Origin of the sequence: Saliniramus sp. (genome assembly GCF_035311605.1) — a bacterium.
Lineage (GTDB): Bacteria > Pseudomonadota > Alphaproteobacteria > Rhizobiales > Beijerinckiaceae > Saliniramus.
In genome coordinates, this window is sequence record NZ_DATGCW010000035.1 from 1 (window position 1) to 6,385 (window position 6,385).

Consider the following 6,385-nt stretch of genomic DNA (forward strand, 5'->3'; position numbering starts at 1 on the left):
AAGCGCTGCATCAATGGCGGTGCGGGGGATGCCGGCCCCACCCATCGTATTGCCCATCGCCTGCTCGATCGATTGCCGCAAAGCCATATCTGAGAACCTCCTGTGACCGATGCGAATGGTGACGCTTCACAACCGCGCCGCCAATGCGGGAAAACCCGGTTATCGTGAAGCTTCGACCTCGACAACGCGCGCCGCCGCCAAAGGATGCATCAGTCGCCGGCAAGTCCCTCGGGTCGGCCCGCCACGACGACGAGCATGCGCCCGTCGCCGAGCACGCGCTCGGCTGCCCGCATCACGTCATCGTGCGAGACCGCTGAGACCAGCGCGTTGCGCCGCGCGATGTAGTCGATGCCCAGCCCCTCGAAGGCGATCTGGGCGAGCTGCTGCGCGATCTTGGTCGAGGTGTCGAAGGCGAGCGGGTAGGAACCGGTCAGATAGGCCTTGGCCTTGGTAAGCTCTTCCTCGTTCGGTCCTTGCGCCTTGAGCTTGTCGATCTCGCCGGCGATCACCTCCAGCGCCTCCGCGACGCGCTCGTTCTTGGTCGCGGTGAAGCCCCATGTCATCGCGGCACCGCGCAGGCTGACGAGGCCGGTTCCGACGGAATAGGCCAGCCCGCGCTTCTCGCGCACCTCCTGAAACAGCCGCGAGGTGAAAACGCCGCCGCCCAGCATGTGGTTGAGCACGAAGGCGGGGATGAAATCGGGATCACGCCAGCCGATTCCGTTCATGCCGAAACGGATCACGGATTGCGGCACGTCGAGATCGACGACCTTGCGCGTGCCCAGCCCGGCCAGTGTCGCTGCCGGTGGTTCGGTGATCTGCGCCGTTGCCGGCAGATCGCCGAACACCCCGTCGACCAGCGCAATGATCTGCGCCTCGTCCAGCGCCCCGACGACGGCGACTTTCAGGTTGTCGCGTGCGATCAGCCTGCCGTGCGCCGCGACGAGGTCGTCGCGCGTGATCGCCTCGACGCTCTCCAGCGTGCCCGCATTGGGCAAGCCATAGATGTGGTCGGGGAAGGCGGTGGCGAAGAAGGTCCTGGTAGCGCGCACGCCCGGGTCATTCTGCTGATAGCGGATACCCGCCGATGTCTGCGCCCGCACCCGGGTGATCGCTTCCTCATCGAAGCGCGGCTCGACCAGAGCCAGCCGCGTCAGGCCGATCGCCTCGTCGAGATTGCGCGTCAGCGTGCGCAGGCCGCCGCTGATCGAATCCTGGCCGGCATTGAAGGAGAGCTCGATCGCCGCTTCGGCGAGCTTTTCCTGGTAGGCGTCGGACGGGTAGGGGCCCGCCCCCTCATCCAGCAATTGCGCCATCATCTGCGCGGTGCCGGGCCGGTCCATAGGATCCTGCGAGGCGCCGCCCTCGAAGATGAAGGACATGGCGGCGACGGGGACGACCTGTGAATGCACCGCCCAGACTTCGATCCCCGCCGGCGTGACGAGCCGCTCGGCGCGGGCCGGGGCGGTGGAGACGGGTTCGACGGCGATGGTCATGCTTGGCTCCCGGGGAGGCTTCGACAGCAGGCGAGGATTCGGATAGGCGAGGGATCATTCCGCCTTCAGAAGATGGCCGGTCACTGCGCGGCGCGGCACGAGATAGCGTGCCGCGACATCGGCCAGCTCCTCGCGCGTGACGGCCTCGATGTCGCGCGGCCAGCGGCGCACGGCTTCGATGGTCTCGCCGATGGCGAGTGCCGAGCCGTAGATGCGTGCCAGCGAGGTCTGGCTGTCCGCGGCGTAGGTGGTCTCGGCGATGAGCTGCGTCTTGGCGCGCGTGATCGATTTCTCACCGAGCGCATCATCGGGGATCGCGGCGATGGTACGGTCGAGCATCTCCTCGAGCTGATCGAGGCTCACTTCCGGCGTGGGCACGGCGTAGAGCGCAAAACGCGTTTCGTCGAGAGCCGAGGACATGTACCAGGCCCCCGCATTCACCGCGACGCCGCGCTCAAGCACCAGCTTGCGATAGAGATAGGATGTCGGCCCGCCCCCGATCAGCTCGGCCAGCACTTCGAGCGCGACGGCGTCGCGTCCCGGTGCGGTAAGGGCGGAGGGGGTGAGGTAGAGGCGCTGCATCAGCGGCTGGTCGACACGCGGATCGGCAACGGATACGCGCCGCATGGCGCGCGGATCCGGCTCGCGCGGGCGCACACGTTCCGGACGCGCGCCGCGCGGCGCGATCTGCCCGTAGCTGGCCTCGGCGAGGCGGCGCACCGCATCCGCCTCGACATCGCCGGCCACGACGAGAATGGCGTTTTCCGGCGTGTAGAAGCGCTTGTAGTAATCGAGCGCATGCGCGCGATCGAGCGTTTCGATCTCGTGCATCCAGCCGATGATCGGGATGCCGTAGGGGTGATGCACGAAGAGCGAAGAGGCCATTGCCTCGGAGAGCTGCGCGCCCGGATCGGTCTCGACGCGCATGCGGCGCTCCTCCAGAACAACGTCACGCTCGGGCGCCACCACCTCGTCGGTGAGCACGAGATTGGCCATGCGGTCGGATTCGAAGTCCATCAGCGTGGCGAGATGCTCCTTCGCGACGCGCTGGAAATAGGCAGTGTAATCGTATGACGTGAACGCGTTTTCCTGGCCGCCCAGGCTGGAGACGACCTGCGAGAACGCGCCCGCTGGATGGCGCTCGGTGCCCTTGAACATCAGATGTTCGAGGAAATGCGCGATGCCGGACTGCCCGATCGGATCATCGGCGGAGCCATTGCGATACCAGATCATGTGGGTGGCGACGGGAACGCGCCGGTCGGGAATGACGACGAGATCGAGGCCGTTATCGAGGCGGCAGGTGCTGATATCAGGGCCCGGCGTGTCATCCTCTGCAGAAGCATGGTGCTGGATGGCGGCGGCCGGGTGCACGGTCATGGTGGCGTCTCTCCGCAAACAAAGAAGCGTGTCGCTTTAACGGCGACCCGCTAAAAGATAGGGGCGTATCCGTCCCGGGGGAAGTACCCTGATATCAATCCGTCGGCGCGGGCTGCAGGAAACGGCTCGGCGGATCCGTCAGCCGCCGGCGGGTGAGACCCTGCGCCTCGGCGTCGTCGCCGCCGCGCATCTGCCGCTGGAAGGCTTCACGCTGTTCACGCGTGAACTCTGGCGGTTCATCGCCCCAGGGATCATTCGGATCAGTCACCGGTACACGCCCCGTGCCACGTGGAAGCCGGAAGTTCGGCATGTCCTCGCTGATTCCGCCGCCGGCGCCAGCGCGCTCCTGAAAGCGCTCCAACTCCATCTGCTCCTCACGCGCGATCCGGTCACGACGATCTTCCGGCCAGTCCGGCGCGTTGCCGACCTGTTCGGGCGGGCGCGGTGGCGGCAGATCGCGCGACGGCGGTACCACCAGGGGCGCGCGCTCGCGATATTCGATCTGGGGCTGCTCCGGTTCCATGATGCCGATGCGCCCGAAAATGTCGCGCAAGAGCGTTCCCTCCTGCGCCTGTGCGGGAAGAGCGACGCCGAGCCCGAGCGTGAGTGCCAGTCCGGCGAACGTGGCGCGCATCAAGGGTGTACGCGGCATGATGAGAACCCCCTGGTTCCAGAAGTCGATGATGATCCTCACCCGGATGAACCGGAATCGCGGCCATCATGTGACGGAGTGACGACATCCCCCCGCTCTGCCGCGCGGCTTCGCCGCAGCTCGAGCACGAAGGAGTCATAGACGAGACCGAGCACGCCCGCAACGATGGCGGCATCAGCGACATTGAAGACGTACCAGGAAAAGCTGCCATAGAACACATGGACGAAATCGAATACGGCACCATAGGCAATTCTGTCGATGGCGTTGCCGATGGCGCCGCCCACGATCAGGGCGAGCGCGATTGCGAGAAACCGATGCGGTGTGCGCAGCATCCAGATTCCGAGCCCCAAAGCCGCAGCGAGTGAAAACACCACCAGAATCCAGCGTCCCAGTTCAGTCTCCTGCTGCAAGAGCCCGTAGGAGATTCCCCGGTTCCACACTGTGATCAGTTCCACGAACGGGCCCAGACGCACGGGCTCGTTGAGGAAGAGCTCGAAGACAAAGAGCAGATAAAGCTTCGTCGCCTGGTCGAGTGCCAGTATGACGAGGGCGACGAGAATGGAAAGGCGTGCGGCGCTCATACGCTCCCCGTGACTGACTTCGCGTGTCGATATGCCTCTTTCGGCGCCGAATCGCAAGCTGCGCGGGATTTTCGTGTCGCAGCCCCAAAGCCGGGCGCGGGTTTCAGGAGGCTGCCGTCATTCGGCGCGGTGTGACTGCGTCGTCGTACGCTTTGATGCAAACCCGGTTGCGTCCGTAATGCTTTGCCTCATAGAGCGCGTCGTCGGCACGCTTGATCGCGATTTCGACGGTTTCGCCGCGTTGAAACGCCGTGATGCCGAAGCTGCCGGTGAGGGTGATGGTCGCGCCGGTGTCCGTCAGGAACCTGATCGTCGCGATGCTTCGGCGTAGCGATTCGGCAACCGGCTCACTCGCCCCGGCATCGCAACCGGGCAGGGCGAGGATGAATTCCTCGCCGCCGAAGCGTGCCGCAGCACCGGCATGGGCGCGTGCATGTTCGTCGAACAGGCTTCCGACACGGCGGATCGCCTCATCGCCGCAATCATGTCCGTGGCAGTCGTTGAGCCGCTTGAAATGATCCAGGTCAGCCAGAATCAGGCCCATGCTTCCATCGTCGCACGGATCCTCGTTCCATCCGGCCATCCTGGTGAAAAAGGCGCGGCGGTTGAGCAGGCCGGAGAGCAGATCCCGCTGCGCCTGATGCCACAGGGCGCGCTGGAGGCGTGTCATGCGTTCGGCCGCGCGCAGCCGCGCATGCAACTCTTCCGCAACAAGCGGTTTCGAGATGAAGTCGTCGGCGCCGGCATCGAGCACCTCGGAGAGGCTGCGGGTATGGGCCAGGGAGGACATCGCGATCACGTAGAGCGGGCGCCCGGCATTGGCGATCAGGCGCAGCGCCCAGCATGTCTCGAAACCATCCAGAGGGCTGGTCTCAAGCCCGGTCAGTACCGCATCGACTTTCTCATCGGCACGCACGAAGGCCAGCGCCTCGACGGAATCGGTGAAGATCACGGTCTCGTGGCCCCGCTGCGCGAGAAGGCTGGCCACGCCGCGCGCCATGACGCGACTCGATTCCACCACGACGACTTTCACGACCTTTTCCCACAACGCATTTTCCGATGATGCACAATGCGGTTGCGCTCCTTAATGGAGGCCTAATATCAAAGACTGCATGGGACCAATGTCGGCAATCAAAGGCATGTGATCGGCGCCGTTTCGCGAAAAAGATATAAAGACATCTTTATATCTCAATTGCTCTTTGCGACGGGCTCTGATAGGACAACGGCAATCGCCGGCGCGCCGCACTGCGGTCGCGCCCGCTTTCATGCAACGAAAGGATGGAAAGCATGTCGAACGATTATGCCGTCAAGGATATCGGTCTTGCCGATTTCGGCCGTATGGAAATCGAGATCGCGGAAAGCGAAATGCCGGGGCTGATGGCCCTGCGCGAAGAATACGGCGCTTCGAAGCCGCTCAAGGGCGCGCGCATCGCCGGTTCGCTTCACATGACCATCCAGACGGCCGTTCTGATCGAGACCCTCAAGGAACTCGGCGCGGATATCCGCTGGGTGTCGTGCAACATCTACTCCACGCAGGATCACGCCGCCGCCGCGATCGCCGCTGCCGGCATCCCGGTCTTTGCCTACAAGGGCGAAACCCTGAAGGAGTACTGGGATTACACCGCCAAGCTGTTCGACTGGCACGGCGGCGGCATGCCCAACATGATTCTCGACGATGGTGGTGATGCTACCATGCTCGTCCATCTCGGCCTGCGCGCCGAAAACGGCGACGTGGCCTTCCTCGACAATCCGGGTGCGGAAGAAGAGCAGTATCTCTTCGCCCTGATCAAACGCCTCCTGAACGAGAAGCCCAAGGGCTGGTTCGGCGAGATCGCCAAGTCGATCAAGGGCGTCTCGGAAGAGACCACCACGGGCGTGCATCGTCTCTATGTCATGGCCAAGGAAGGCAAGCTGCTCTTCCCCGCCATCAACGTCAACGACTCGGTCACCAAGTCGAAGTTCGACAACCTCTATGGTTGCCGTGAATCGCTCGTCGACGGGATCCGTCGCGGCACCGATGTGATGATGTCGGGCAAGGTCGCCATGGTCGCCGGATTCGGCGATGTCGGCAAGGGTTCCGCCGACAGCCTGCGTCAGGCCGGCTGCCGTGTGCTCGTCTCGGAAGTCGATCCGATCTGCGCACTCCAGGCCGCGATGGAAGGCTACGAGGTCATCACCATGGAAGACGCCCTGCCGCGCGCGGACATCTACGTCACCGCGACCGGCAACAAGGACGTGATCACCGCCGACCACATGGCCGGCATGAAGGATCGCGCCAT

At 64.3% G+C, this 6,385-nt stretch carries 6 protein-coding genes; 1 reads left to right on the forward strand and 5 read right to left on the reverse strand.

The genetic code is table 11. The features are described from left to right. Positions 1 to 209 precede the first annotated feature (209 nt). The 5 genes from VKP01_RS01815 to VKP01_RS01835 all read right to left on the reverse strand — a co-directional run bounded on the left by VKP01_RS01815 (position 210) and on the right by VKP01_RS01835 (position 5,139). Complete coding sequence (locus VKP01_RS01815; protein WP_324409929.1) at positions 210 to 1,496, reverse strand: pitrilysin family protein; 1,287 nt, start codon at positions 1,494 to 1,496, stop codon at positions 210 to 212. Positions 1,497 to 1,550: 54 nt separating this feature from the next. Continuing rightward, positions 1,551 to 2,873 (reverse strand): pitrilysin family protein, encoded by a 1,323-nt coding sequence (locus VKP01_RS01820; protein WP_324409930.1) that lies wholly within the window; start codon positions 2,871 to 2,873, stop codon positions 1,551 to 1,553. A gap of 94 nt (positions 2,874 to 2,967) precedes the next feature. Beyond that, a complete protein-coding gene (locus tag VKP01_RS01825) occupies positions 2,968 to 3,525 on the reverse strand; it encodes a hypothetical protein (RefSeq protein WP_324409931.1) in 558 nt (185 codons plus the stop codon). A 38-nt stretch (positions 3,526 to 3,563) separates the two neighbouring features. Continuing rightward, the gene (gene lspA / locus VKP01_RS01830) at positions 3,564 to 4,106 is read right to left on the reverse strand and encodes a signal peptidase II (protein ID WP_324409932.1); all 543 of its coding nucleotides are present in this window, start codon (positions 4,104 to 4,106) and stop codon (positions 3,564 to 3,566) included. A gap of 103 nt (positions 4,107 to 4,209) precedes the next feature. Continuing rightward, a complete protein-coding gene (locus tag VKP01_RS01835; RefSeq protein WP_324409933.1) occupies positions 4,210 to 5,139 on the reverse strand; it encodes a diguanylate cyclase in 930 nt (309 codons plus the stop codon). A 254-nt stretch (positions 5,140 to 5,393) separates the two neighbouring features. Between VKP01_RS01835 and VKP01_RS01840 the strand changes: the two genes are divergently transcribed. Continuing rightward, the coding region (locus VKP01_RS01840) for an adenosylhomocysteinase (RefSeq protein WP_414706491.1) at positions 5,394 to 6,385 on the forward strand (992 nt) is incomplete at its 3' end.

Excerpts from the sequence above, each read along its gene's own strand:
- VKP01_RS01815 (WP_324409929.1), bottom strand. The coding sequence starts at position 1,496 with ATGACCATCGCCGTCGAACCCGTCTCCACCGCCCCGGCCCGCGCCGAG.
- VKP01_RS01820 (WP_324409930.1), bottom strand. The coding sequence starts at position 2,873 with ATGACCGTGCACCCGGCCGCCGCCATCCAGCACCATGCTTCTGCAGAG.
- VKP01_RS01825 (WP_324409931.1), bottom strand. The coding sequence starts at position 3,525 with ATGCCGCGTACACCCTTGATGCGCGCCACGTTCGCCGGACTGGCACTC.
- lspA (WP_324409932.1), bottom strand. The coding sequence starts at position 4,106 with ATGAGCGCCGCACGCCTTTCCATTCTCGTCGCCCTCGTCATACTGGCA.